The sequence below is a fragment of the Rheinheimera muenzenbergensis genome, assembly GCF_036984005.1.
Lineage (GTDB): Bacteria > Pseudomonadota > Gammaproteobacteria > Enterobacterales > Alteromonadaceae > Alishewanella > Alishewanella muenzenbergensis.
In genome coordinates this window covers 25,430-49,409 of the sequence record NZ_JALAAR010000005.1, presented here as the reverse complement: position 1 = coordinate 49,409, position 23,980 = coordinate 25,430, and the positions used below count along the sequence as shown (strand labels likewise).

General features: G+C 48.8%; 22 protein-coding genes. 16 read left to right on the top strand and 6 right to left on the bottom strand.

All coding sequences use genetic code 11. The annotated features are described in order from the left end of the window. Window positions 1–34 precede the first annotated feature (34 nt). The 5 genes from MN202_RS07430 to MN202_RS07410 all read left to right on the top strand — a co-directional run bounded on the left by MN202_RS07430 (window position 35) and on the right by MN202_RS07410 (window position 5,321). Window positions 35–2,530, top strand: a complete 2,496-nt coding sequence (locus MN202_RS07430; protein WP_335735466.1) for a M1 family metallopeptidase — start codon at window positions 35–37, stop codon at window positions 2,528–2,530. Further along, a complete protein-coding gene (locus MN202_RS07425) occupies window positions 2,530–3,021 on the top strand; it encodes a DUF6702 family protein (protein WP_335735465.1) in 492 nt (163 codons plus the stop codon). The genes MN202_RS07430 and MN202_RS07425 overlap by 1 nt, the downstream gene beginning before the upstream one ends. Before the next feature lie 81 nt (window positions 3,022–3,102). Then, the gene (gene trxC, locus MN202_RS07420) at window positions 3,103–3,525 is read left to right on the top strand and encodes a thioredoxin TrxC (protein ID WP_335735464.1); all 423 of its coding nucleotides are present in this window, start codon (window positions 3,103–3,105) and stop codon (window positions 3,523–3,525) included. Between the two features lie 24 nt (window positions 3,526–3,549). Then, a complete protein-coding gene (locus tag MN202_RS07415) occupies window positions 3,550–4,041 on the top strand; it encodes a YbhB/YbcL family Raf kinase inhibitor-like protein (RefSeq protein WP_335735463.1) in 492 nt (163 codons plus the stop codon). 92 nt (window positions 4,042–4,133) lie between these two features. Continuing rightward, window positions 4,134–5,321, top strand: coding sequence for a YbfB/YjiJ family MFS transporter (locus MN202_RS07410; RefSeq protein ID WP_335735462.1), 1,188 nt, complete (start codon window positions 4,134–4,136; stop codon window positions 5,319–5,321). Here MN202_RS07410 and mnmE read toward each other — a convergent pair whose 3' ends face one another. From mnmE to rpmH, 5 genes are all read right to left on the bottom strand, one after another. Next, window positions 5,322–6,686 (bottom strand): tRNA uridine-5-carboxymethylaminomethyl(34) synthesis GTPase MnmE, encoded by a 1,365-nt coding sequence (gene mnmE / locus MN202_RS07405; RefSeq protein ID WP_335735461.1) that lies wholly within the window; start codon window positions 6,684–6,686, stop codon window positions 5,322–5,324. A 186-nt stretch (window positions 6,687–6,872) separates the two neighbouring features. After that, the gene (gene yidC / locus MN202_RS07400) at window positions 6,873–8,510 is read right to left on the bottom strand and encodes a membrane protein insertase YidC (protein ID WP_335735460.1); all 1,638 of its coding nucleotides are present in this window, start codon (window positions 8,508–8,510) and stop codon (window positions 6,873–6,875) included. A gap of 3 nt (window positions 8,511–8,513) precedes the next feature. Continuing rightward, a complete protein-coding gene (gene yidD, locus MN202_RS07395) occupies window positions 8,514–8,777 on the bottom strand; it encodes a membrane protein insertion efficiency factor YidD (protein ID WP_335735459.1) in 264 nt (87 codons plus the stop codon). Continuing rightward, window positions 8,732–9,100, bottom strand: a complete 369-nt coding sequence (gene rnpA, locus MN202_RS07390) for a ribonuclease P protein component (protein ID WP_335735458.1) — start codon at window positions 9,098–9,100, stop codon at window positions 8,732–8,734. Before rnpA ends, yidD begins: the two co-directional genes overlap by 46 nt. Window positions 9,101–9,118: 18 nt before the next feature. Next, window positions 9,119–9,256: a 50S ribosomal protein L34 gene (gene rpmH / locus MN202_RS07385; protein ID WP_068237138.1), complete on the bottom strand. Its 138-nt coding sequence runs from the start codon at window positions 9,254–9,256 to the stop codon at window positions 9,119–9,121. A 438-nt stretch (window positions 9,257–9,694) separates the two neighbouring features. On the opposite strand from rpmH, the gene dnaA reads away from it, so the two are divergent. The 6 genes from dnaA (at window position 9,695) to glyS (ending at window position 18,746) form a co-directional block, all read left to right on the top strand. Then, complete coding sequence (gene dnaA, locus MN202_RS07380; RefSeq protein ID WP_335735659.1) at window positions 9,695–11,065, top strand: chromosomal replication initiator protein DnaA; 1,371 nt, start codon at window positions 9,695–9,697, stop codon at window positions 11,063–11,065. Window positions 11,066–11,077: 12 nt separating this feature from the next. Further along, complete coding sequence (dnaN, locus tag MN202_RS07375; RefSeq protein WP_335735457.1) at window positions 11,078–12,181, top strand: DNA polymerase III subunit beta; 1,104 nt, start codon at window positions 11,078–11,080, stop codon at window positions 12,179–12,181. Between the two features lie 3 nt (window positions 12,182–12,184). Next, complete coding sequence (gene recF / locus MN202_RS07370) at window positions 12,185–13,303, top strand: DNA replication/repair protein RecF (protein ID WP_335735456.1); 1,119 nt, start codon at window positions 12,185–12,187, stop codon at window positions 13,301–13,303. Then, entirely contained in the window at window positions 13,287–15,704 is a 2,418-nt protein-coding gene (gene gyrB / locus MN202_RS07365) for a DNA topoisomerase (ATP-hydrolyzing) subunit B (RefSeq protein ID WP_335735455.1), read from the top strand. Before recF ends, gyrB begins: the two co-directional genes overlap by 17 nt. 61 nt (window positions 15,705–15,765) lie before the next feature. Then, window positions 15,766–16,689, top strand: a complete 924-nt coding sequence (gene glyQ / locus MN202_RS07360) for a glycine--tRNA ligase subunit alpha (RefSeq protein WP_335735454.1) — start codon at window positions 15,766–15,768, stop codon at window positions 16,687–16,689. Next, window positions 16,689–18,746 (top strand): glycine--tRNA ligase subunit beta, encoded by a 2,058-nt coding sequence (glyS, locus tag MN202_RS07355; protein ID WP_335735453.1) that lies wholly within the window; start codon window positions 16,689–16,691, stop codon window positions 18,744–18,746. Before glyQ ends, glyS begins: the two co-directional genes overlap by 1 nt. 59 nt (window positions 18,747–18,805) lie before the next feature. Here the strand turns inward: glyS and MN202_RS07350 are convergent, their stop codons facing one another. Further along, complete coding sequence (locus MN202_RS07350) at window positions 18,806–19,600, bottom strand: response regulator (RefSeq protein ID WP_335735452.1); 795 nt, start codon at window positions 19,598–19,600, stop codon at window positions 18,806–18,808. 204 nt (window positions 19,601–19,804) lie between these two features. Here MN202_RS07350 and MN202_RS07345 point away from each other — a divergent pair, with 204 nt between their 5' ends. The 5 genes from MN202_RS07345 to MN202_RS07325 all read left to right on the top strand — a co-directional run. Beyond that, window positions 19,805–20,287 (top strand): hypothetical protein, encoded by a 483-nt coding sequence (locus tag MN202_RS07345; protein ID WP_335735451.1) that lies wholly within the window; start codon window positions 19,805–19,807, stop codon window positions 20,285–20,287. Further along, a complete protein-coding gene (locus MN202_RS07340) occupies window positions 20,287–20,496 on the top strand; it encodes a helix-turn-helix transcriptional regulator (RefSeq protein WP_335735450.1) in 210 nt (69 codons plus the stop codon). The genes MN202_RS07345 and MN202_RS07340 overlap by 1 nt, the downstream gene beginning before the upstream one ends. A 156-nt stretch (window positions 20,497–20,652) precedes the next feature. Continuing rightward, window positions 20,653–21,525: a S1 family peptidase gene (locus tag MN202_RS07335; RefSeq protein ID WP_335735449.1), complete on the top strand. Its 873-nt coding sequence runs from the start codon at window positions 20,653–20,655 to the stop codon at window positions 21,523–21,525. A gap of 157 nt (window positions 21,526–21,682) precedes the next feature. After that, window positions 21,683–23,020, top strand: a complete 1,338-nt coding sequence (locus MN202_RS07330; protein WP_335735448.1) for a P-loop NTPase family protein — start codon at window positions 21,683–21,685, stop codon at window positions 23,018–23,020. A gap of 7 nt (window positions 23,021–23,027) precedes the next feature. Further along, on the top strand, window positions 23,028–23,980 hold a 953-nt coding region (locus tag MN202_RS07325; RefSeq protein ID WP_335735447.1), incomplete at its 3' end, for a tetratricopeptide repeat protein.

The following is a 23,980-nucleotide window of genomic DNA, read 5'->3' as shown; positions in this document are numbered from 1 at the left end:
TTCAGCTGGTTAAATTAATAACAGAGTCATTTTTATGTCCGATGTAATATCCCGCCTGGCCGCACGCCGGTTATCGCTTATTAGTCTGGTTGCGACACTACTTTGTAGCACTGCTGCAGGCGCTGATGCCATTCGTCAAACCAAAGGTGACTTTGAAGATAAGTTTCGTCAATTAGACGAAGTACTGCCAACCCCTAATGTGTATCGCAACGCTGCCGGTGAACCGGGCCAGCAATACTGGCAGCAACAGGTGAATTACAAAATGGACGTAAAGCTTGATGAAGCCAAGCGCCGTTTAAGTACCAACCAGCAAATTCACTATAAAAACAACTCGCCTTATACGTTGAAGTACCTGTGGCTGCATCTGGATCAGAACATCTTTAAAAATGACTCTATGGCTGAGATGAGCACCGACTTTGGCGGTATTGGCCGTCGTGGCCCTGCTACCTCTATGGGTGATGGTGATATTACCGCCCGCTTAAGCCTGGAAGAGCTGCGCCGGCAGCAGTTTATGGCCGACAATGAACTGGGTTTTGTCATCAGCAATGTGAAAAGCAGCAGTGGTAAAGCATTGCCGGTAACCCTGGTCGGTACCTTAATGCGGATAGATTTAGATAAACCGCTAAAACCAGGCCAGGCTACAGATGTCAGCCTGGATTTTGCATTTAACATCGTCGAAGAAGATGCGGTATCAGCCCGCTCTGGCTATGAACATTTCCCGAAAGATGCCCGCGAAGGCGGTAATGATATTTTCTTGTTGGCACAGTGGTTTCCGCGATTAGTGGCCTATACCGACTACGAAGCCTGGACCAATAAAGAATTTTTAGGCCGGGGTGAGTTTACGCTGGAGTTTGGTGATTATGACGTCAAGTTAACAGTACCAGGCGACCATATTGTCTCGTCGACCGGTGAGCTGCAAAACAGCAGTAAGGTATTAAGCAAACAGCAGTTAGCGCGGCTGGAGCAAGCTAAATCGGCCAAGCGTCCGGTGTTTATTGTTACCGAAGCTGAAGCATTAGAAAACGAAAAAGAGGGCACTGACAGCAGCAAAACCTGGCATTTTAAAGCCAAAAATGTACGTGATTTTGCCTGGGCCTCATCGCGTAAGTTTATCTGGGATGCCAAAGGTTACCAGCAGGGCGGCACTGAGCAGCCATTTGTCATGGCAATGTCGTTCTACCCGAAAGAAGGCGGTGATTTATGGCAGAAATATTCCACCGAAGCCATAGTGCATACCATGGAGGTTTATTCACGCTTCTCGTTTGATTATCCGTATCCGGTGGCGCAGTCGGTCAATGGCCCGGTTGGCGGTATGGAATATCCGATGATCACCTTTAACGGCCCGCGCACTAAATTGCAGGATGATGGCAGCCGCACTTACTCACAAGCCGAAAAGCGCTTTTTAATCGGCGTGGTAATTCATGAGGTGGGCCATATTTATTTCCCGATGGTGGTCAATTCTGACGAACGGCAGTGGACCTGGATGGATGAAGGCTTAAACAGCTTTTTAGACGGCGTTGCCGGCCGCGAGTGGGACCCAACCATTCCGTGGGGCGTTGAACCACGCGACATTGTCGACTATATGAAATCTGACGTGCAGGTGCCGATAATGACGCAGTCAGACAGTGTGTTACGGCTAGGACCTAATGCTTATACCAAACCTGCGGCGGCGCTGAATATTCTGCGCGAAGTGATTTTAGGCCGTGAGTTGTTTGATTTTGCCTTTAAAGAATATGCCACGCGCTGGAAATTCAAACGCCCGACACCAGCCGACTTTTTCCGCACTATGGAAGAGGCCAGTGGCGTTGACTTAGACTGGTTTTGGCGTGGCTGGTTTTACAGCACCGATCATGTCGATATCTCGCTGGATAAGGTGTTTCAATTACGCTTAGACACCAAGAACCCGGATATTGATTTCGAGCGTCAGCGCCAGCAAGAGCAGGATAAGCCGATGCCACTGTTTGTTGAGCGTAACAAAGCCGAAGGTAAAGTACTGTGGATAGATAAAAATCCGGATGTGCGCGATTTTTACGATGAAAACGACCGCTTTACCGTAACCAATAAAGAGCGCAATGCTTATAACAAGTTTTTGCATGAGTTAGAACCGTGGGAACGCACCGCTTTTGAGCGTGCGGTGGCCGAAGATAAAAATTACTATGTACTCCAGTTTAGTAACAAAGGCGGCCTGGTAATGCCAATTTTGCTGCAGCTTAATTACACCGATGGCAGCAGTGAGCAGCAATATATTCCGGCCGAGATCTGGCGGCGCAGCCCGAAAGCGGTAAATAAGCTGATCGTTACCGCCAAAGATAAAGTGCTGCAGGACGTGGTGGTCGATCCGAAGTGGGAAACCGCAGATGTCGATATTGAAAATAACTTTTATCCGCGTCGTATTATTCCGTCCCGTATCGAGGCATACAAAGCGGATAAGAGCAAAGCCAAAGTCAGCCGCGATATTATGCAGGACAGTAAAACCAAACTAAAAGATCCGGCGAAAAAGTTGGATGACAATAACAAGGACAATAACTGATGCTGCGGATGTTGGCATTTTTGCTGGTACTGGCCGCCTGTAGCGGCCCGTTAGCAGCGCATGAAATGAAAGCCGCGCTGACAAAGCTGGTGTTTAACGATCGCAGTGGCAATATTGAAGTGATGCACCGTTTTTATGTGCACGATGCCGAGCATGGTGTAAAACAGTTATTTGATAAAAACGCTGATCTGCTAAACAGTGAGCAAACACAGCAGACATTTAGCCAGTATGTCAGTGAGCATTTTACCCTGACTACGCTGGCGGGTGACGTCATCAGTTTAACGCTGGTTGGTGGCCAACTGGAAGGTCGGTTCTTTTGGGTGTATCAGGAGGCACCGATCCCTGCTGAGCTACAGGGTTTGCGTATTAAACACCAGGCATTACAGGCGTTGTGGCCGGCGCAAGTTAATACTGTCAACATTGAAGGCCGTGGCGAGGTTAAAAGTTTAAGATTTGACAGTAAAACCGGCTGGCAGCAACTGAGTTTTTAGCACAGCCTTTAATTCCGGCCCATCAGGCGCTATATAGCAGAAAGTAGCATACAGATGATAGCTAAAATGCCGGAGCCCAAAATGATAGTTGCCTGTCCAGCTTGTAATGGATTAAACCGTTTACCCGCTAATAAAGTCGCGCAGAACGGCCATTGCGGTAAGTGTAAGCAAGCGCTGTTTCTGGGCGAGCCACTGGAACTAACTACGGCTAATTTTGCCGCCCATGCGCAAAAAGCAGAGCTGCCGCTGGTGGTGGATTTTTGGGCCAGTTGGTGTGGCCCTTGTCAGAGTTTTGCGCCGGTTTTCAGCCAGGCGGCCAGTGAGCTGGAGCCGCATTTCCGCTTTGGCAAAATTAATACTGAGCAACAGCAACAGTTGGCGGCGCAGTTTAATATCCGCTCTATCCCAACCTTAATGATCTTTAAGCAGGGTAAGGTCGTGGCGCAGCAAGCCGGTGCCTTTCCCAAGCAAGCCTTTTATCAATGGCTATCTCAAAATAAGTAAGTATTTACTCACATTGGAGGCGTTATGACAAAACAGGTTTTCACCCTTAGCAGCCCGGATATTAAAGAAGGTCATTTTATGGCCAAAGATCACGAGTTTGATGGTTTTGGTTGCAGCGGCAAAAATGTGTCGCCTGAACTGCAGTGGGCTAATGCACCGGCAGGCACGAAAAGCTTTGCTATTACCGTATTTGACCCGGACGCGCCAACTTGCTCTGGCTTCTGGCACTGGCTGGTCACCGATATTCCGCAAGCGGCCAGCGGTTTAGCCCGCGGTGCCGGTAAAGGCAGTTTGCCACCGGGCAGCCGTAGTTTTAATAATGACTATGGCAGTAAAGACTTTGGCGGCGCCTGCCCGCCAGAGGGGCATGGTATGCACCGCTATCAGTTTACCGTTTGGGCCTTACCGGAAGAGGCTCTGCCCGCTGCCGATGGCGCCAGCGCTGCGGTGGTGGGTTTTATGCTTAATGCCATGGCGCTGGGCAAAGCTACACTAACCGCCACTTACGCCCGTTAAGCGTTAAAAAAGGGACTTCAGACTAAGGCCGTATATCGCGGCCTTTTTAGTTATATTAAGCTGGTTTTTTATTTCAGGGATGCGCTAAACAGATGAGCATACCGCAGCGGTATTATGTGCTACTGGCCGGATTTTTCAGCCAGCTACTTTGTTTAGGGGTAGCGCGTTTTGCTTACACACCGCTGTTGCCGTTAATGCAGCAACAAAGCGTGCTGGATGACGCCAGCGGCGGTTATCTGGCAGCGGTGAATTATCTGGGATATATGGCCGGCGCATTGCTGGCAGCCAATCTGACTAACCTTAAACTAAAAGACAGCCTGTACCGGCTGGGGCTGATATTAGCGGTGCTAAGCACCTTAGGTATGGCGTTAACCACTAGCGTCTGGCTGTGGTCGCTGTGGCGCTTTATTGCCGGCTTAAGCAGTGCCGGCTCTATGCTGATTGCTTCGGGCCTGATTATGCACTGGCTGTTAAGCCATAAACAGCGTGCAGAGCTTGGTATTCACTTTGCCGGCTTGGGTTTTGGTATTGCGCTGGCGGCACTGTTGGTTGAGCTTTTGCTTAGTTTGCAGCTGGACTGGCGTAGTCAGTGGCAGTACTTCGCCGGTTTTGCCGTGTTGCTGGCGATTCCGGCCTGGCGCTGGTTGCCACGCCCAGCCGCCGTTTCTGCTGCCGCGCAAAGCCGTTCAGCCGATACACAACCATCTACACGCTTTTATCGCCTGATGCTGGCCAGTTATTTCTGCGCCGGTTATGGCTATGTGATCAGCGCGACCTTTATAGTAACCATTGTCGAGCGAATGCCGGGCTTAACTGGCAGCGGTAACTTAAGTTTTATTGTGTTAGGTTTGGCGGCGACGCCGGCGGTAATGCTATGGGATTTAATCGCCCGTAAAACCGGCTATTTAAAAGCCATTATGCTGGCGCTGCTGGCGCAAAGTGCCGCTATTTTACTGCCACTGTGGTTTAGCTCTTTAACTGCAGTGTTGCTAAGCGCAGCCTTATTTGGCGCGACCTTTGTTGGTGTGGTCAGTTTAGTTCTGACCATGGCCGGGCGCTTGTACCCGAGTAAACCAGCGAAATTAATGGGTAAGATGACACTGGCTTACGGCAGTGCCCAGGTGCTGGCGCCGGCGTTAACCGGCTATCTGGCCGAAGCCAGCGGCCAGTATGATATAGGCCTGTATCTGGCGGCTGGATTTGTTACGCTGGGGGCATTACTGATAGCGGTGTTGATAGTAACGGACAACACCGCGCAGCGCTTAGATGCGCTGAAGTAATTATTTACCGATACAAAACGAGCTGAAAATTTTACCGAGCAAATCATCCGAGCTAAACTCGCCGGTAATTTCATTTAAGTGCTGTTGGGTAAGCCGCAACTCTTCGGCCAGTATTTCGCCGGCGATAAAGCTGTGCAGTTGTTCCTGACCTATAGCAAGGTGTTCTGCGGCGCGATCCAGTGCGTCTAAATGGCGGCGGCGGGCGAGGAAGCTGCCTTCGGTACTGGCATCAAAGCCGATACATTGTTTTAAATGCTCGCGCAGTGCGTCGATACCATCGCCGGTTTTGGCTGATAAACGATAAACCGGTGCTTTAGCAGTCAGATCAGCTTTCATTGGCTCGCCGGTAATATCAGCTTTATTGCGGATCACGGTTACGCCTAAGCCTTCAGGCAGGCGATCGATAAAGTCCGGCCAGATATCGTGTGGGTCGGTAGCGTTGGTTGTGGTGCCGTCGACCATAAACAATACCCGGTCGGCTTGGGCTATTTCTTTCCAGGCCCGTTCAATACCAATTTGCTCAACCTGATCAGTAGCGTCACGTAAACCGGCGGTATCGATAATATGCAGTGGCATGCCATCGATATGAATATGCTCGCGCAGTACGTCGCGGGTGGTGCCGGCTATTTCGGTAACAATAGCCGCTTCGCGACCAGCAAGGGCATTTAACAAGCTGGATTTGCCAGCATTGGGCCGGCCGGCGATGACGACCTTCATCCCTTCACGTAAAATACTGCCCTGAGTGGCCTGTTTTTTAACTGTCGCCAGATACTCGATAATCTCTGCTAAATCGGCAGCGACTTTACCATCGGATAAAAAGTCGATTTCTTCATCCGGGAAGTCTATGGCCGCTTCGACATACATACGCAGGTGAATCACTTTTTCGACCAGCTGGTGAATACGGTTAGAAAACTCGCCCTGTAATGACTGCATCGCACTGCGTGCGGCCTGTTCGCTGCTGGCGTCAATTAGGTCGGCAATGGCTTCGGCCTGGGCTAAATCGAGTTTGTCATTTAAAAACGCGCGCTCAGAGAATTCACCTGGCCGGGCAATACGCACATTGGGTAAGGCCAGCACCTGCTTTAACAGCATATCCAATAGCACCGGTCCGCCGTGGCCTTGTAGCTCCAGCACGTCTTCGCCGGTAAACGAATTTGGCCCTGGGAACAGTAGGGCGATTCCCTGATCCAGCACCTTAGCCTTACTATCAAAAAACGGTAAATACTCAGCGTAGCGCGGTTTAGGCAGTTTGTGCAGTATGGCCTCGGCCACCGCTTTGGTGTCGGGGCCAGAAATGCGGATAATACCAACACCGGCGCGGCCGGGGGCGGTGGCTAAAGCGGCGATAGTGTCAGTAGTAAACATGGGTTGCCTCTTAATAGAAAAAGCCTGTCAGCACAAGGCGACAGGCCATTGGTATTGTTCAGGGTATGAACCGGGAGATTCCTGCTTCGCCGCCTTCGACAGTACGTCCTTGTACTGTCTCAGCCTGCGCGGCATCCCTGCCGCTGCTACGCAGGAACACCCGGTTCACACCTCATGGTATTTCAATCAAGCTTTCTTCGTATGCAAGCCTTTCTTTTCCATACCTTTGTAGATGTATAACATCTGCGCCAGTGAAATCAGGTTACTAACGAACCAGTACAGTACCAGGCCACTTGGGAACCACAGGAAGAATACTGAGAACGCCACCGGCATCCACATCATGATCTTCTGCTGCATAGGGTCGGTAACCTGCATTGGAGTCAGCTTTTGCATTAAAAACATGCTTAAACCAAACAGTACCGGCAATACATAGTACGGGTCTTGCGCTGACAGGTCGTTAATCCACAACATAAAGGGCGCGTGACGTAATTCAACGCTTTCAACAAATACCCAGTACAGCGCCAGGAAGATAGGCATCTGGATCAGCATCGGTAAGCAGCCACCCATAGGGTTCACTTTCTCTTTGCGATACAGTTCCATCATGGCCGGGCCCATTTTCTGCCGGTCATCTTTGTAGCGTGCCTGTAGCTCGTCAATTTTTGGCTTTAAGTTACGCATCTTGGCCATTGACTCGTACTGTACTTTAGTCAGCGGATACATAGCGCCTTTCACGATCAGCGTGATACAGATAATGGCCACACCCCAGTTCACTACAAAACCCTGGATAAGTGTTAGTAACCAGAATAAAGGTTGTGAGATAAACCACAGGAAACCGTAATCTACCGTTAAGTCTAAACCATTAGCCAGTTTTGCCAGGTTGTCCTGTGATTTAGGGCCAGCATAAAAAGAGCTGCTTAAGGTTTCAGAGCTGCCTGGTTCAATATTAACAGCAGGGCCTTTAGCACCGATTACGCCCTGGCCGTTACGTACCATACTGTATAACTGGTTGTCGGCTTGCTGATCCGGGATCCAGGCCGCAACGAAATAATGCTCCAGCATGGCAACCCAGCCGCCGTTGGTGGCTTCCAGCAGGTTTTTCTCTGCCATATCATCAAAAGCATATTTGTTGTAACGCTCAGAAGTGGTACCAAAGGCCGCACCACGGTAAATCGGCATCATCATGCTGGCGCTTTCGCCATTATCAATACTTTGCACCAGGTGCTGATATGGCTGGACGGTTTTAACTTCGTCGCTTTGGTTCTGGATAAAATATTCTACCCGGACATCATATTGGCCGGCGGTAAAAGTAAAGCGTTTTTCTATCTGCAGTCCGTTATGAGTAAAGGTTAAAGGGACTACTAACTCGGTTGCGCCAGCCGCCAGCTGATAGCTGTGTTGCGCTGTGCTATATACCGGCCGAGCATTACGGCTGTCGTCCGGACCATCACGACCAATCAGGCCACTTTGTGCCACATATTCGAACCCGTTCAGGCGGCGCATTAACGGGTAAGCATCGCCTTCACCTTTGTTTAACTCAAAGGCCGGTAGTTGCAAATCAACGATATCGCCGCCACGGCTATCAATGCTTAATTGCAGTACATCAGTACTAACCGTTACGGTGCGTGCCGCAGCTGCTACTGCAGTAGCGGGTTGCTCAGCATCTGCAGTGGTTAATTGTAAGTCGGCAGAGCCGCCAGCACTGTTGTTGCTTTGCTGAGTTACCGCTGCGACAGGCTTAGGCGCGGTGTCGATATTCCACTGCTGCCAGAGTAAAAAACTGACCAGTGCCAGACCTATAACTAATAAACTACGTTGTGATTCCATGGCTTAGCTTTTCTCATTGTGCTTTTCAGGAACAGGATCATCACCGCCTGCATGCAAGGGGTGACATTTCAGTATACGTTTTGCTGCTAACCAACAGCCCTTAAATACGCCGAAGCGTTCAATGGCGGCAATAGCGTAATGTGAGCAGGTTGGCTGAAAACGGCAGTTTTGCCCCAATAACGGGCTTATCAGTCGTTGATAGCCCCGCAGTAGCAATAAGGCTAGACAGATTGCAGAGCGGTGTATTGCCGAGCGATCTTGCGCCATAACTTTTCCAGTTGCCTATGTAACTCATCATTAGCGGTGTTGCTAATATCGCCTTTTACCATCAGTACCAAATCGACACCAGGCAACTCATGTTGATGCAAACGAAAACTGTCACGCACGCAGCGCTTAATGCGATTGCGGTGCACGGCTAATTTAACACGTTTTTTCGCGATAGTAAGGCCTAATCGGGGATGAGGCAGTAGATTGGCTTTGGCTAAAATGGTAAACAGAGGGGAAGAAACCCGAAATGGGAGTTGGAAAACATTATCGAACTGACCGGGAGTTAGCAGACGTAACTCCCGACCAAATTTCAGGCTGACCACGCAGCGGCTAACCGCTGATTAAGCAGATAAACGCTGACGGCCTTTAGCACGGCGACGCGCTAACACCTGACGACCACCTTTAGTGGCCATGCGAGCACGGAAACCGTGGTTACGCTTGCGTTTTAATACGCTTGGTTGAAACGTTCTTTTACTCATAATCTCATCCGTCCGGTCGAAATATTTACTAAAGGTTTCTGTGTTTTAGCAAATACACCAAAACGCAGCTGACAAAAATGAGCGCGAATTTTAAGTAGTTCGCCAGCCAAAGTCAATCAGATCCTGTGTTTTATTGCAGCAGATCTTTTGTATTGCAGTTTTGCATTAAGTTTTCCACAGGGTGGGGTATGTAATATGAATAAAGTGTGGGTTAAATTTTCTTTAGTCTGATTAGCTACAGCATAAACTCTGGGTATTATTAAAAGGAATAAGAGAAATATAAAGTTTAAATACAATGCGTTAGCGTTATTTGTGCTGATCTTTTGCTAAATTGAAAAAGTCAAGATTGAAGTTGTGGATAAGATAGTACGATAATGTGGCCTTAGTTAATTTACGCCAGCCTTTTTAATCATAATAATTAAGGCTTCAGGAGATATGGTGTATCAGTCCGTTTGGCAAAATTGCCTGCAGGCGCTACAGGCCGAATTGCCCGCGCAACATTTCAGTATGTGGATCCGCCCATTGCAAGCTGATAGCTCTGACACAGGGCTAACCTTATATGCGCCAAACCGCTTTGTATTAGATTGGGTACGCGAAAAGTACTTAAGTCGGATCTTGGAGCTGATCCAGGATTACTGTGGTGATGATGCACCCAGATTAAAGTTTGACGTTGGTTCCAGCCAGAGTAATAAAGCGCGTTCTAATACGCCAGCCCCGGCATTGGCTGCTGTAGCTCCTGTTGCACCAGTACAAAAAGAAGCGCCAGAGCCAGCGCCAAAGAGCATCGTTACCAGTAATGTGCGGGCTAACTATACTTTTACTAATTTTGTTGAGGGTAAATCTAACCAGTTAGCCCGTGCTGCTGCCAGTCAGGTTGCCGACAATCCGGGTACCGCCTATAACCCGTTGTTTATTTATGGTGGCACTGGTTTAGGTAAAACGCACTTACTGCACGCGGTAGGTAATGGCATTTTGGCCAAAAAGCCAGATGCCAAAGTGATTTATATGCACTCCGAACGTTTTGTGCAAGATATGGTAAAAGCGTTACAAAACAACGCGATAGAAGAGTTTAAGCGCTATTATCGCTCTGTCGACGCCCTGCTCATCGACGATATTCAATTTTTTGCCAATAAAGAGCGCTCACAGGAGGAGTTTTTTCATACCTTTAACGCGCTGCTTGAAGGTAATCAGCAAATCATACTTACCAGTGATCGTTATCCGAAAGAAATTGATGGTGTTGAAGATCGGCTTAAATCACGTTTTGGCTGGGGCTTAACAATAGCAATAGAACCACCAGAGCTGGAAACCCGGGTCGCGATCCTGATGCGCAAGGCGCATGAAAACCAGATCCGCCTGCCGGAAGAAGTCGCGTTTTTTATTGCCAAGCGCCTGCGCTCAAACGTACGTGAACTGGAAGGCGCATTAAACCGCGTTATAGCCAATGCTAACTTTACCGGCCGGCCTATTACCATAGACTTTGTCCGTGAAGCGCTGCGTGATTTACTTGCGCTGCAAGATAAGCTGGTTACCATCGAAAACATCCAGAAAACCGTAGCCGAATATTATAAAATCCGTGTCGCCGATTTGTTGTCAAAACGCCGTTCGCGTTCGGTAGCCCGGCCACGGCAAATGGCCATGGCGCTGTCCAAAGAGTTAACCAACCACAGCTTGCCGGAAATTGGTGATGCTTTTGGTGGCCGCGATCACACTACAGTGTTACATGCCTGTCGCAAGATAGAGTCGCTAAAAGAAGAAACACACGAAATAAAAGAAGACTTCCAGAATTTAATCCGTACTTTGTCATCGTAAAGGGACTTGGTCATGCAATTTACTATTAACAGAGACGCCTTACTCAAACCATTACAAATGGTGTCTGGTGCTATTGAGCGCCGCCATACGTTGCCAATTTTGTCTAATGTGCTGCTGGAAGTAAGTGACGCAGCCTTGTCGCTGACAGGTACAGATTTAGAGGTGGAGCTGGTAGCAACGACTGACAGTTTAACCGTGCAAAGCCCTGGCCGTATTACCGTACCGGCGAAAAAGCTGCTGGATATATGCCGCAGTTTGCCAGAAAGTGCCGATATGCGTGTGCAGTTGCAAGGCGACAACTGTATTTTGACCTGTGGTAAAACCAAGTTTACGTTATCTACCTTAAGTGCAGCCGAATACCCAAATCTGGAAAGTTGGCAGGGCGAAGTGGATATTCAGCTGACGCGGTCACAATTGCGCAAGCTGCTGGATGACACCGCTTTTTCGATGGCGAATCAGGATGTGCGCTATTACCTGAATGGTTTGCTGTTTGAAGTGGATAACGGCGCGGTAAAAGCAGTTGCCACTGACGGCCACCGATTGGCACTCAGCAGCCTGGAATTGCCAGGTTTTAGCGCTCAGCAAAAGCAAATTATTATTCCGCGTAAAGGTGTGTTGGAAGTGATGCGCTTGTTGGCCAGTGATGATCAGTTAATCACCTTAAGCCTGGGGCAGAACCACATCCGCCTGACAGACAGCAACTATGTGTTTAGCAGTAAATTAATTGACGGCCGCTTCCCCGATTACCGGCGGGTATTGCCACGCAATAGCACCAAGCTGGTTACTGCTCATCGCAGCGTGTTAAAAGACGCCTGCACCCGGGCTTCTATTTTGTCTAACGAAAAGTACCGTGGCGTGCGTTTTACCCTAAGCAGTGGCGAGCTGCAAATTGTAGCGAATAACCCAGAGCACGAGCAGGCAGAAGAGATCATCGAAGTTGAATATCAGGGCGATAACCTGGAAATTGGTTTTAATGTCGGCTATTTGCTGGATGTGCTGAATACGCTGGCAACTGATTTGGTGCAGCTGCATTTAAATGATGCCAATTCCAGCGCGCTGGTTGAGGGCGTTGGTAATGTGGGTGCCTGCTACGTTGTTATGCCAATGCGTCTGTAAGCGATGTCACTGTTGTCAGTTAGCGCCAGTCAGTTTCGCAATCTGACGGCAGTGTCATTAAACGCGCATGCCCAGTTTAATTTAATAACTGGCATGAACGGCAGTGGCAAAACCAGCTTGCTTGAAGCGATTTACTATCTGGCCCATGGCCGTTCATTTCGTACCAGCCGGCCGCAGCGTTTAATTCAGCATGAGACTAATGCCTTTGTGTTACATGCTAAGGTTTCGGCGCAGAAGCAGATTCATAGCCTGGGGTTGCAGCGCGACAAGCAGGGTGAGCTGGTGCTGCGACTAAACGGCGGCAATGTAAACCGACTTGCTGAGTTTGCCAGTTTGTTGCCGGTGCAGCTGATTACGCCAGACAGTTTTCGTTTGTTTTTTGGCGGGCCGAAAGAGCGACGGCAGTTTTTCGATATGGGATTGTTCCACGTGGAACCTCAATTCTTCGATAGCTGGCTGCGCTTTAATAAAGTGCTTAAGCAGCGCAACGCCTTACTTAAAACCAGCCGCCAATATGATAGTCAATTCGAGTTTTGGGATCAGCAGTTTGTCCAGTTAGCTTTTCAACTGCAGCAGTTACGCCAGACTTATGTTAGCCAACTTGAAGCGGCGTTTCGGCAACTTACCGGTAACGACGATATAATGCAGTCGTTGAGTTTTCAACTGCAGCAGGGCTGGCCGGATAAGATTGACAGTCCGGCAGAGCTACAGCAACTGTTGCAGCATAGCTTTGGCCAGGACTGCCGCATGGGGTTTACCCAGTATGGCCCGCAAAAAGCCGATTTAAAGCTTAAAAAAGACCAATGGACAGCAGAAGAAGTGTTATCCCGTGGTCAGTTAAAAGTGTTATTATTTGCGCTTAAAATTGCGCAAAATAATGTTATTCGTGATAACGGCCATAAACAGCCGCTGTTATTGATCGATGATTTGGCGTCGGAGTTAGACACGCAGTCAACCCGACAGATATTTAGCTATTTACGCGATATAAACTCACAGGTTTTTATTACTGCAATTAACGCTGAACAGGTTTCACCTTTTATCGCCGCCGAACAGCAGGCGATGTTTCACGTGGAACACGGGCAGCTAACAGCACGGACAGATAACGATGGCCGAACAACATAACTACGATTCCTCGAGCATAAAAGTATTAAAAGGACTGGATGCAGTTCGTAAAAGACCCGGCATGTACATCGGCGATACCGATGACGGTTCAGGCCTGCACCACATGGTATTTGAAGTGGTCGATAATTCTATCGATGAAACCTTAGCCGGCCACTGTTCGGACATCTGGGTTACTATTCACAGTGACGGGTCGGTGTCGGTACGCGACAATGGCCGTGGTATTCCGACCGATATGCACGAAGAAGGCGTATCGGCCGCAGAAGTTATTATGACAGTGCTGCATGCCGGCGGTAAGTTTGACGACAACTCTTATAAAGTGTCTGGCGGCTTACACGGCGTGGGTGTGTCTGTCGTAAACGCTTTGTCTGACAAGCTCGAGCTGACGATCCGCCGTAAGGGCCAGGTGCATCAACAAATCTATCATTTGGGTGTACCACAAGCGCCACTGGCGGTGATAGGTGAAACTGAAGACAAGGGTACCACCATCCGGTTTTGGCCCAGCCCAACGGTGTTTACCGACATCAATTATCACTTTGATATTCTGGCCAAGCGTTTGCGTGAACTGTCATTCTTAAACTCGGGCGTGAGTATCATTCTGACCGATGAACGGACTGATAAAAAAGACCACTTTAAATACGAAGGTGGTATCGAAGCCTTTGTACAGTATTTAAACCGTACCAAAACCAGCGTGCACCCTAAGGCTTTTTACTTCACTGACCAACGCGACGACGGCATAGCCGTTGAAGTAGCCATGCAATGGAATGACAGCTATCAGGAAAACGTGTTTTGTTTCACCAATAACATTCCACAACGCGACGGTGGTACGCACCTGGCAGGTTTCCGTGGTGCTTTAACGCGGGTATTAAACACCTATATCGAGCAGGAAGGCTACGCCAAGAAGATGAAGGTACAGGCCTCGGGTGACGATGCCCGTGAAGGTTTAACCGCTGTAATCAGCGTTAAAGTTCCTGATCCGAAGTTCAGCTCACAAACGAAAGACAAACTGGTGTCATCAGAAGTGCGTTCTGCGGTTGAAAGCGTCATGGCCGAGCGCCTGAACGAATATCTGCTGGAAAACCCCGGTGATGCCAAAATCATTGTTGGTAAAATTGTTGATGCCGCCCGTGCCCGTGATGCCGCCCGTAAAGCGCGCGAAATGACACGACGCAAAGGTGCGCTGGACATTGCCGGCTTACCAGGCAAGCTGGCTGATTGCCAGGAAAAAGACCCGGCGTTATCTGAACTGTATATAGTAGAGGGTGACTCTGCGGGTGGTTCTGCCAAACAGGGCCGTAACCGCAAAAACCAGGCTATTCTGCCACTTAAAGGTAAAATTCTTAACGTCGAAAAAGCCCGTTTTGACAAGATGTTGTCATCACAGGAAGTCGGCACCCTGATTACCGCTTTAGGTTGTGGTATAGGCCGCGAAGAATACAACCCGGATAAAACCCGCTATCACAGCATTATCCTGATGACGGATGCTGACGTCGACGGTTCGCACATTCGTACGCTGCTGTTGACCTTCTTTTATCGCCAGATGCCAGAGCTGATTGAGCGCGGTTATATCTATATAGCGCAGCCACCACTGTACAAAGTGAAAAAGGGCAAGCAAGAGCAATACATTAAAGATGAAGCAGCGTTAACGGAATACCTGACCACGCTGGCACTGGACGAAGCCTCTCTGCACGTCAATGCAGAAGCGCCAGGCATCGGTGGTGAAGCGTTGGAGAAGCTGGTACGCCAGTATCACAAGGTGTCGGCGACTATCTTACGTTTAACCCGTAAGATCCCGTACAACCTGTTAAACGAATTGATTTATGTTCCAACACTGGATGTGGCGCAGACGAAATCGGCTGAATACAGTGAGCAGTGGGCGAAAAACCTGGTGCAGCGGCTGGATGCCAAAGAAGGTGATGGTTCAAGTTACAGCTATGCCATACATGAAGACCGTGAACGTCAGTTATTTTTACCTAAGGTCATTATTCGTCAGCACGGTATCGACAACGAGTATCTGTTGCATCATGACTTTGTTACCTCGCGGGATTATCTGAGCATAGCAGCGCTGGGTGATGAAATCCGTGATCTGATCGAAGAAGGTGGCTATATCCGCCGTGGTGAAAAAGTTAAACCGGTAGAAAGCTTCCTGGAAGCTTTGGATTGGCTGATGAGCGAATCGAAGCGCGGTCTGTATATTCAGCGCTATAAAGGTTTGGGTGAAATGAACCCTGAGCAGCTATGGGAAACCACCATGGACCCGCAAAGTCGTCGTATGCTGCAGGTTACCATTGAAGACGCTATCGGTGCCGACCAGCTGTTTGCCACGCTAATGGGCGACCACGTTGAACCACGCCGGGCCTTTATTGAAGAAAACGCGCTCTATGTCGCCAACCTGGACGTGTAGTTTTACCAATTAACAGCAAAGGGGCTTCGGCCCCTCAGTCATTTTAGCGAGTTAGAAGCGCATGCATAAATATGATATTAAAACCTTTCAGGGCCTGATTTTAGCTCTGCAGGATTACTGGGCGCGGCAGGGTTGCGTTATTGTGCAGCCGCTGGATTTAGAAGTGGGTGCCGGTACTTTCCACCCTATGACGTTTTTACGCTCTTTAGGGCCAGAACCTACCAACGTTGCTTATGTGCAACCGTGCCGCCGGCCCACTGATGGCCGCTATGGTGAAAACCCGAACCGGTTACAACATTACTACCAGTTTCAGGTGATCTTAAAGCCGTCGCCAGACAATATTCAGGAGCTGTATTTAGGCTCGTTACGCGAATTGGGTATTGATACGCTGGTACACGACATCCGCTTTGTGGAAGACAACTGGGAGTCACCCACACTGGGGGCCTGGGGTTTAGGCTGGGAAGTCTGGCTCAATGGTATGGAAGTTACCCAGTTTACTTACTTCCAACAAGTGGGCGGATTAGAGTGTCGTCCGGTAACCGGTGAGATCACGTACGGTTTAGAACGATTGGCCATGTATATCCAGGGCGTCGATTCTATTTACGACCTGGTCTGGACTGATGGCCCGCTGGGCCGGGTAACTTATGGCGATGTGTTCCACCAAAACGAAGTGGAGCAGAGCACTTATAACTTTGAACACGCTGACGTACCTGCACTGTTTGCGTACTTTGACCAGTGTGAGAAAGAAAGCCAGTATTTAATTGAACAAGGTCTGGCACTGCCGGCTTATGAAAAAGTAATGAAAGCATCGCATGCGTTTAACTTGCTGGATGCGCGCCATGCTATATCCGTTACTGAGCGCCAGCGCTACATCCTGCGGGTGCGTGCACTGGCCAAGGCCTGCGCAGAGGCTTACTATGCCACGCGTGAGAAGCTGGGTTTCCCGCTGTGTAAAAATAACAACAGTGTTAAGCAGGAGGCATAATGTCGGTGCAAGATTTTTTTGTTGAAATTGGCACCGAAGAGCTGCCACCAAAAGCGTTAAAGACCCTGGCTACAGCGTTTACGGACAACTTGCAGGCTGAGCTGGCCAAATTAGAACTCAGCCATACAGACGTGCAATGGTATGCCGCTCCACGGCGTTTAGCGGTGCGTATTAATGCTTTGGCTGCACAGCAAGCTGATAAGGTAGTGGAAAAGCGTGGCCCGGCTATCGCTTCCGCCTTTGATGTCGACGGTAAGCCTACCAAGGCTGCACAGGGCTGGGCTGCCGGTTGTGGCATTAGCGTAGAGCAGGCCGAAAAGCTGGAAACAGATAAAGGTGCCTGGCTACTGCATAAAGCTAAAGTAAGTGGTGCTGCCACTGTTAGTTTACTGCCAGAGGTGGTACAGCAGGCGCTGGCTAAATTGCCAATTGCTAAGCCAATGCGCTGGGGTAACTCTACTGCAGAGTTTATCCGCCCGGTACATACCATCATAATGCTATATGGTACAGATGTAGTACCGGCAACCATACTAGGCCGTGACAGTGGCAACCAAACTCACGGTCATCGCTTTCATGCGCCGGAAAAAGTCGCTATCAAGCATGCTGATGATTATCTGGCTACATTACGCAGTGCCTTTGTTGTTGCTGACTTTGCTGAACGTAAAGCCTTTATCGCGGCAGAAGTCGCTAAAACCGCGGCTGCGCTCAATGGTAAAGCTCTGATGGACGATGCCTTACTGGAAGAAGTTACAGCGCTGGTAGAATGGCCGGTTGTACTGGTAGGTAGTTTTGAGGAAAGCTTCCTGCAGGTGCCGGCTGAGCCGTTAATTTCAACCATGAAAGATAACCAAAAGTACTTTCCGTTACTGGATCAGAACGGTAAGCTGCTGAACAAATTTATTTTTGTTACCAACATCGCCAGCAAAGATCCGCAGCAGATTATCAGTGGCAACGAAAAAGTGGTGCGCCCGCGTTTATCTGATGCACAGTTCTTCTTCAATACTGACCGTAAGCAAAAGCTGGCTGACCGATTAGATAGCCTGAAAACGGTATTGTTTCAGCAGCAACTGGGTACGCTGGCCGAGAAATCCGAGCGTATCAGCAAGGTTGCCGGCTTTATTGCAGCGAAAATTGGCGCTGATGTAGCTGCAGCTGAACGCGCCGGCTTGCTGTCTAAAGCTGACTTAATGACCAATATGGTGGGTGAATTCCCGGAAGTGCAGGGCATTATGGGTATGCACTATGCCCGGCTGGATGGTGAAGCTGAAGCCGTTGCATTGGCGCTGAACGAGCAGTATATGCCGCGTTTTGCCGGCGACGAGCTACCGAGCCGGTTAGAGGGCGCTGCCGTAGCCATTGCTGATAAACTGGATACCCTGGTGGGGATCTTTGGTATTGGCCAGGCACCGAAGGGTGACAAAGACCCCTTTGCCCTGCGCCGCGCCGCTATAGGTGCGCTACGCATCATGGTCGATAAACAATTGCCAATTGATCTGGTTGATGCCATAGCGTTCAGCCAGCAAACGTTTGGTACTAAGTTAAGCAATGCCAACGTAGCAGACGACGTGCTGGAGTTTATGCTGGGCCGGTTCCGCGCCTGGTATGAAGCCGAAGGTTATCGTGTCGATGTGATCCAGGCGGTTTTAGCCCGTCGACCAACCGCACCAGCCGATTTTGACCGTCGCGTTAAAGCTGTGGCCAGCTTTAGCAAACTGGAAGCCGCGGCTGCACTGGCTGCTGCCAATAAGCGGGTAGCCAATATCCTGGCAAAAGTTGACGGCGACATTGCGATTAACGTCAATGCTGCACTGCTGCAGGAAGATGCTGAGCAAGCGCTGCATAAGGCTATAGTAGCAGAGCAGGCGTTTCAGGCCGGTACAGCAAGCTATGCCGATGGCTTAGCGCATTTAGCGCAGATGCGAGAAGTGATCGATACCTTCTTCGATAAAGTCATGGTAAATGCCGAGGACGCTGCTGTACGGGCTAATCGTCAGGCGCTATTAAAACAACTGCGCGATTTGTTTTTACAGGTCGCAGACATTTCTGTTTTGCAGTAATGTATTGAAACCAAACAAAAAGCCAGCTAAACGCTGGCTTTTTTTATACCGCAACAGGCTTAATGTTCCAGCAGACGATATAGCAACTGTTTAACGGCTTCCGGTTCAAATGGCTTGTCGCACATGGCGTTAACACCACTTTGGGCAATGTTAGACAGGTGGGTATCATTAGCCTCACTGGTGACCATCAGCACCGGTATATGTGACAAGGTACTGTGTTCACGGATAAACTCGGTCAGCTCGCGGCCGTTTACTTCCGGCATATTGTAATCAGTAACCACTAAATCAAACATCTGTTGCTGTAATTGGCCAATAGCTTGCTGGCCGTCTTCGGCTTCAACGATATGCTGCATACCTAAGTTGGTTAATACCCGGCGGATATGGTTACGGGCCAGCCGGCTGTCATCAACCACCAACACGCGTACATCATGCACGTCAAACAACGTCAGTTCCAACTCAGCCGGGCTAAGCAAATCGACAGCAGCGTTCAGTGCTTTGCCAAGTTGCATCGCATCGAATGGCTTGGGCAAAATGGCGACTACGCCAGATTGTTTAAAAGCTTCAAGCTGAGCTTTACGGGTTTCGCTGGAAACCAGTAAAAACGGGATCTCTGCAGTGCTGGCATCAGCCTTAAGCTGTTTTAACAGCTGTTCAGCCGTGCCATCGGCCAGGTGCAAGGCGCAGGCAATGGCATCAGGTTTATGTTCAGCAATTTTAGCCAGTGCACTGCTCAGGCTATCGGCTTCTTCAACCTGGGTTACCTGTTCTTCCGCCAGTTTTTTGCGGATAATTTTACGCTGCACTTCGGAAGGTTCAACCAGCAGAATGTGTAGATCAGCAGGGGACAGTTGCATAGCGGCTCCGCAACAAAACTAAAAAACCTATTTTGCCATAACCAAAGCAAATGCGGCAGCAACAAATAAACTGCGCTGACTGCTTTAGGCATTTGAAAATGCGATTGGACACATTTTGCAACATCTTTATGCTACCTTAGGGTTGCAATGTGATACCCCTGGGTTATATATTGAAACCCTAAGGTATCAGTAACGAGGTGGAGAATGAAAAATTGGGATCCGGAACAACAAATTAGGGCGTTAAAATTCGGTGCATACAGTACGCTGTTTGCCAGCGGCATGTTTGCCTCAAGCCTGGCAAGAAATATTTCGCAAGATCTGCAGTGGCAGCATACAAGTTGGCTAGCAATACTAACCGGCGTCTTCGCCATTGGCTTTGTCATAACTTGCATAAGCTGGAGTCTTAAAAACCGTCCCAGCGGTGGCTGGCGTGAACTTATTGGTGTATATAGTGAAGAGTTTGCCCGCGAGGTTAACCGCAAAGCAAACAGCAATGCATTTTTGGTCACTATGCTGATGCTGGTACCGGCTTATATTCTAGGCGATGCGCCAATGCTGGAAAATTTAGGCCCGGCAGCTGAGCTAACAATTAATATGAGTAACTTCGCTTTATTTTTACTGGCATTAAGTGCCGCAGTATGGAGTATTACGGTGTTGCTGCACCTGCGCGATGAGGCTGATGCCTGATGGAAGAGTTAACCAATACCATCGCCGTGCTACGAGCTGCACGGCAGTTATCGCAAACCGAGCTGGCAGAAGCGATAGGCGTATCGCGGAAAACCATTAGCACTGTGGAAACCGGCCGCTTTACGCCTTCAGTTGTTATCGCGCTAAAACTGGCTAAGTTTTTTGAGGTACCGGTAGAGCAAATATTTAGCCTTAACATGCAGCGATAAGTTTAATCCAGATTAAAGCAAATTGTGCCGAGCCCCGGGGGGAAGTTACCCTCGGGTACGCCAATAACTCTACATAACCCCTTACATTTAAAGGCTTAATTGTTACAAGCTTTTCTGCCAATCTGGTATCTATCTAAGCCCCGTCAGGATACACAAATGCGCAACAACACCCATTTAAAGTTGCTAAGCCTTAGTTTGCTGATAAGTAGCGGTATTATCAGCGCCCCGGCGTCAGCCATTGTTATTCGTCATGACAAACCGGCCGAGCAGTATCTTGCCGCTAAAACAGATTTTCCACCGTTGGCCACGTTTTACAATATCGGCGTGCGCGGCACCTTGATAGCGCCTGAATGGGTGTTAACAGCAGCGCATACAGTGTTTTGCCTGAATCCGGGCCAGCCTATTGCGGTAGGCGATGAATTGGTTGAGGTACAGGCGCGTTATAGCTACCCATCTTACCAACTAGGCAAACAGAATGATTTGGCGCTTATTAAGCTGGCAAAACCGGTGCAAAGTGTTGAGCCTGCTAAACTATACCGCCAACAGGACGAACGAGACCAGGTGCTGTGGTTTATCGGCAGTGGCGGCACGGGAACAGGATTAACTGGCGAAACTGTCGGCTACAAAGACAACAATGGCGTACTGCGTAAGGCGCAGAATAAAGTAACCGCCGTGACAAAATCCGATTTGAGATTTGTGTTTGAATCCGGGCAAAACGGGCTTGAGCTGGAGGGGGTATCGGGCAATGGCGATAGCGGTGGCCCAGCCTATCTGAAAAAAGATGATGGTTACTACCTGCTTGGCATAAGCTCCAGAGTAGATTCATGGTTTAAAGATGTTGGCGAGTACGGCGTTAAAGAGCTGTATACCCGCGTATCCAGCCATGCCAATTGGATCGATCAGGTAATGGCCGCAGACAACAGTGATAGAGCCAAACTCAGCTCATCTGACGGCTTCCTGCAAGATGGCATGACGGCTGAAAATTTACCGGGTATTTGTGCATCAATAAGTTTAAAAACGCCGGTTTAGCGGGTAGTACTGCTTAAAAGCGTTATTTTTGCTAATTACTTGTTCAGTGCTACTACAGTGGTTAGCTATAGCGCTTTAAAGCCGGCCTATGCTTGACTGTAAAGGTACTCTTCCAGATACTTGTAATTATTTTTTGTGTACAGCCTTGGAAGTAAACATGGACAGCGCCAGCTTTGAAGCGTTATTTAAGCGACTAGATTTTGATCGTCCTCTCGATTACGCCAATCCGCAAGATCAGCGGCTGTATGTAGATAATTTGCATAGCGCCAACGGTATAGAGCCGATTGAAGAGCTTCAGATTAACATTGAGATGTCGGAAAATCCGACCTCCTGGTTATTTACGGGTCATCGAGGAGTTGGTAAATCGACGGAGCTTCGTCGTATGGCTGTAGCGCTGCGAGACAATAAGCATATGGTCATCGTTGCCGATATGGGGGAATATCTTAACCTCGCGGAGCCTATCACTACCGAGATGTTATTACTAACGATGGTGGCGGCACTAGCCGATGGTGCTGATGCGTTGTTAAAGCCAGAGAAAGACAAACCAAGTTATGTGCGAAGACTATGGGATTGTTTGAATAATACTGAAGTTAACATCAGTGAGATTGACTTTGAGGCGGCCGGTTTTACGTTAAAAGCGGTACTTAAACAGAATGACAATTTAAAACAAAAAGTTATGCAAGCCATTGCTGGCGCACCTGCAAAGTTGGCGCAACAAGTCAGAGAATTTGCAAAGCAAATTTCAGAGGATGCTCGAAAGACTAGTAGGGAAGATACTAAAGTTATTTTGATTTTAGATTCTTTAGAGCGATTACGTGTAACAGGGGGCGATGCAAGGGTATGTTATGACGCTATCACCCGAACCTTTGAAACAAATGGCGACTATCTTAAGTTACAACATATTCACGTTGTATATAGCGTACCGCCTTACTTGCCGTTTTTATGCCCCCGCATCGGGTCATATTATGGTGTAGAGGTATGCACTTTGCCTCATGTTAAAGTATTTGAAACGCCGGAAATAAATAAAAGAGAAATCACAGACGTAAAACCTTTCGATGAAGGTTTAAACTTGCTCGTTCAATGTGTACGTAATCGCTATCCGGATGTAGAGCAGCTTATTCCAAACGCTATGTTGAAGGAGCTGGCGCTTGCTTCAAGCGGTAGTGTGCGAGACTATTTTCGCTTGATTAAATCGGTATGTACCAAGGCTCGGGTTGCAAAAGCGCCAGTTCCACTTGAAAGTAGTTCGCCTTTATCTCAGCTTGCAACTCAGGTGTTAATGAATGAAATGCCACTAGCGGAGGAAGACAAACAGTGGTTGCTCAATGTGCGCAAAACACATGGTACAGGTTTAGACTCAATCAGTAATCTACATGAATTAGCGCGTTTGTTTGATAGCGGTATCATTTTAAACTATCGCAATGGACGGGACTGGTGTGATGTTCATTATTTATTGCACAGCGAGTTAGCATTATACGGTGAAATCGGTGAATGAAAACGGTATGCCAGACCAAACTCCAGCAGACATATGGCCGGAAATGCGGCTGCATATTGAATGGAGTGAGCGCTTTAGCCTTTGCTTTTTATTTTGCCCGGACAGCAAGGCAATTGAGGACATAGTTCAGTGGCTCGATGATTCAAGCGCAATGCGCACCGCGCCGTTAAGCAGGTTCGTTCCGGATAGCCCCCGCACTGCAGTTGCTGAAGTACTGACAAAGCTTGAAGAACACAGCAACCGTATCGCGAAATATCATGCGCCTGTTTGGCTACAAATACTTACTCTGGATAATGAAAACGATACAAGCCAATGGGATGCCGCTCGGGCTGCTCTGCTGGCCAGATTAAATGAACGACGGGAATGGTTATCAAACAATTTTGCTTGTCCATTGGTGATATGTTTACCTTTGCATTGGCAAACAAAAGTGATTCAAATAGCACCTGATCTTTGGCACATCCGCTCTTACAGTTCAGCAGTTGAAGCAAAATTGGCCGTGCAACAACAAGAACAGTACCCGGACTTATTACCGCATTTCTTGCAATCTCAGCCAGATACTGACAACGCAGCCTTTATTGCTAAGGTTGAATTAGCACGGAAAAAATTACAGCAAAAACCTGACGCTGTCAGCTTACAACGCGAGTTATTGATGGCAATTTCCGAATTGGGTGATGCCGAGCGAGATACAGGGCGTGCAGAAAGCGCATTGTCGGCCTATCGGGAAAGCCTGGCGATGTCTCGGCAGCTGCAGGCGCAATTGGGCGACCAGCCGCAGGTATTGCTGGATTTAAGTGTGTCGCTCAGTAAACTCGGTGATGCTGAGCGCGATACCGGGCGTGCAGAAGCTGCGTTGTCAGCCTATCGGGAAAGTCTGTCGATTGACCGGCAGCTGCAGGCGCAATTGGGCGACCAGCCGCAGGTATTGCTGGATTTAAGTGTGTCGCTCAGTAAACTCGGTGA

Excerpts from the sequence above, each read along its gene's own strand:
- recF (WP_335735456.1), top strand. The coding sequence starts at position 12,185 with ATGTCACTGTTGTCAGTTAGCGCCAGTCAGTTTCGCAATCTGACGGCA.
- rpmH (WP_068237138.1), bottom strand. The coding sequence starts at position 9,256 with ATGAGTAAAAGAACGTTTCAACCAAGCGTATTAAAACGCAAGCGTAAC.
- MN202_RS07425 (WP_335735465.1), top strand. The coding sequence starts at position 2,530 with ATGCTGCGGATGTTGGCATTTTTGCTGGTACTGGCCGCCTGTAGCGGC.
- MN202_RS07335 (WP_335735449.1), top strand. The coding sequence starts at position 20,653 with ATGCGCAACAACACCCATTTAAAGTTGCTAAGCCTTAGTTTGCTGATA.
- MN202_RS07410 (WP_335735462.1), top strand. The coding sequence starts at position 4,134 with ATGAGCATACCGCAGCGGTATTATGTGCTACTGGCCGGATTTTTCAGC.
- MN202_RS07430 (WP_335735466.1), top strand. The coding sequence starts at position 35 with ATGTCCGATGTAATATCCCGCCTGGCCGCACGCCGGTTATCGCTTATT.
- mnmE (WP_335735461.1), bottom strand. The coding sequence starts at position 6,686 with ATGTTTACTACTGACACTATCGCCGCTTTAGCCACCGCCCCCGGCCGC.
- dnaN (WP_335735457.1), top strand. The coding sequence starts at position 11,078 with ATGCAATTTACTATTAACAGAGACGCCTTACTCAAACCATTACAAATG.
- glyQ (WP_335735454.1), top strand. The coding sequence starts at position 15,766 with ATGCATAAATATGATATTAAAACCTTTCAGGGCCTGATTTTAGCTCTG.
- yidD (WP_335735459.1), bottom strand. The coding sequence starts at position 8,777 with ATGGCGCAAGATCGCTCGGCAATACACCGCTCTGCAATCTGTCTAGCC.
- MN202_RS07345 (WP_335735451.1), top strand. The coding sequence starts at position 19,805 with ATGAAAAATTGGGATCCGGAACAACAAATTAGGGCGTTAAAATTCGGT.
- MN202_RS07350 (WP_335735452.1), bottom strand. The coding sequence starts at position 19,600 with ATGCAACTGTCCCCTGCTGATCTACACATTCTGCTGGTTGAACCTTCC.
- MN202_RS07340 (WP_335735450.1), top strand. The coding sequence starts at position 20,287 with ATGGAAGAGTTAACCAATACCATCGCCGTGCTACGAGCTGCACGGCAG.
- trxC (WP_335735464.1), top strand. The coding sequence starts at position 3,103 with ATGATAGTTGCCTGTCCAGCTTGTAATGGATTAAACCGTTTACCCGCT.
- MN202_RS07330 (WP_335735448.1), top strand. The coding sequence starts at position 21,683 with ATGGACAGCGCCAGCTTTGAAGCGTTATTTAAGCGACTAGATTTTGAT.
- glyS (WP_335735453.1), top strand. The coding sequence starts at position 16,689 with ATGTCGGTGCAAGATTTTTTTGTTGAAATTGGCACCGAAGAGCTGCCA.
- yidC (WP_335735460.1), bottom strand. The coding sequence starts at position 8,510 with ATGGAATCACAACGTAGTTTATTAGTTATAGGTCTGGCACTGGTCAGT.
- gyrB (WP_335735455.1), top strand. The coding sequence starts at position 13,287 with ATGGCCGAACAACATAACTACGATTCCTCGAGCATAAAAGTATTAAAA.
- MN202_RS07415 (WP_335735463.1), top strand. The coding sequence starts at position 3,550 with ATGACAAAACAGGTTTTCACCCTTAGCAGCCCGGATATTAAAGAAGGT.